Here is a 1,732-nt window from a genome sequence, read left to right on the forward strand (position 1 = left end):
ATCTTTCTTCATGGCGTTGCTCTCCTCAGTGGAATCGGCACCCCGAGCCTAACGGCTCAAGGCGGGCAACGCCGCCCACTTCAGAGTTTCAACAGAGACCGGGACATTCCCCTTGGACCACGCGCGCGCGGCGATTTATGCGAATTGATTTGCCGCCGTGGAGACTACGTGGTCAGGTCAATTGCAGAAAAGTTGGTAGGTAATCCGATGTTACGAGGTCTCTGATAAAATGTCGGAACAAGCTTACTATAGTATTATCCAATACGCTGACGAACCCGAGCGGTTCGAGTTCGTGAACGTTGGCGTTTTGCTGTTAAAGTTTAAAACTCCACGCATACTAATTCGCGTTGTCGACAATGCAAAGCGGGTCAACAGAATGCTTGGGAGGATGGCCCGCCCTTCATTCCAAGATGCGTTGATATCACTTGAAAATCGCATAGCCCTAGAATTTTCTCATGGGTGGGAACGAGACCAGGTTGAATATTTTAAAATGAAGCAAAGCGGGCGCTTGAGACTTTCCCAGTTAAGATCCGTTCTTGTGGAGGATGACTCCGAAGCTCTTGTCGATGAACTGTTCCAGAAGCTAGTGGGCGATCTTGAAGTTGGCCCCCAACGTGCGCCGCAAGCGCGGCATCAGCTAAAGAGAGAACTCAAGGCGCTCAACGTTGCGCACCTTCTGGATAGCCAGCCAAAACCGTTCGAACTACCGCAGGGAGTGACCATAAACGCGCCATTTGCCTATCAGAATGGAGCCTACAACTATCTCTATCCTGTATCTCTAAAAGGGGACCCTGATGAAGCCATCAAAAACGCCGGGGCAAGCGCTTTGGAGGGGGAATGGCTTGCGGACGTAACTGGTGGCGTTAACGCAAAACGTCTTGTGGTCGTTGGGGACGTTGAAGGTCAAAAGCCTACGTTCATTGACGCAATCGAGAAGGTTATGAATCGAAGCGATATATCGTTTTACAGGTTAGGAGATTTGGGACCGCTAGCGACTGAAATTCGTAAACATTACGAGTATCATCGTCGCAATTAGTCGCCGTATTTTTTCGGCAGAACTAACCTCAACGCACGATCAAAAGCAGCCCCAGTTTCGTCAGTGCCAAGCTCCCGAGCGGCCTCCTTGAACCGCTCGGATTGCTCTTTCTGACTAAGCTTCTTAGCCTTTTTGCCGCTTGGCTTTAGGCTTGTATCGGGATGGTCGCCAGACGCCATGTGGTGCCTCACCTTCCTTGAGCCGTTTCGTAGGTGAGCCGCTTGCCGACCACCCCATCAAGGATGCTATCGGCGCGCGCCACATCGTTCACGCCTAATGCTACTCGGCGATTGTGCCGGAAATCAAACTCGGCGAGATAGCGATGCAAATGCTTTTCCGCGCAATGCTGATAAGTGCCCCGCATCCCGCGCTTGAATATCGAAAAGTAGCTCTCGACGGTGTTGGTGTGGACGCCACCCCGGACGTATTCGCCAGCGGAGTGCTTGACGGTCATATGTGCCAAAAAGGTCTCTCCGATCGCCGGATAGAGGCGGCTTTCGTCGGTAAAGAGCATGCTCTCATGGACGATATTGTCGGAAACCAGAGTGGCGACGTTCTGTTTGGTCGCCGATGCGACATGGAATGAACGAACCGAGCCGTGCCGTTCAATCAAACTCAGGACGGCTCGCTTGTTCGAGGGACCGGTGCCGCGCTTAAGGAACGGCTCGCCACTGGTTTTGGTGGTCCGTCTTTCGG

General features: G+C 52.5%; 2 protein-coding genes. One reads left to right on the plus strand and one right to left on the minus strand.

Annotation, left to right across the window (positions count from 1 at the left end):
- Positions 1-229: 229 nt before the first annotated feature.
- Positions 230-1,036 carry a DUF3037 domain-containing protein gene (locus VQ045_RS21635; RefSeq protein WP_331831594.1) on the plus strand — a complete coding sequence of 269 codons (807 nt, stop codon included), beginning with the start codon at positions 230-232 and terminating at the stop codon, positions 1,034-1,036.
- 187 nt (positions 1,037-1,223) lie between these two features.
- Here the strand turns inward: VQ045_RS21635 and VQ045_RS21640 are convergent.
- Positions 1,224-1,732: IS1595 family transposase (locus VQ045_RS21640; RefSeq protein WP_331831595.1), on the minus strand; the 509-nt coding region annotated here is incomplete at its 5' end.

This window comes from Aurantimonas sp. E1-2-R+4 (assembly GCF_036549515.1).
GTDB lineage: Bacteria > Pseudomonadota > Alphaproteobacteria > Rhizobiales > Rhizobiaceae > Aurantimonas > Aurantimonas coralicida_A.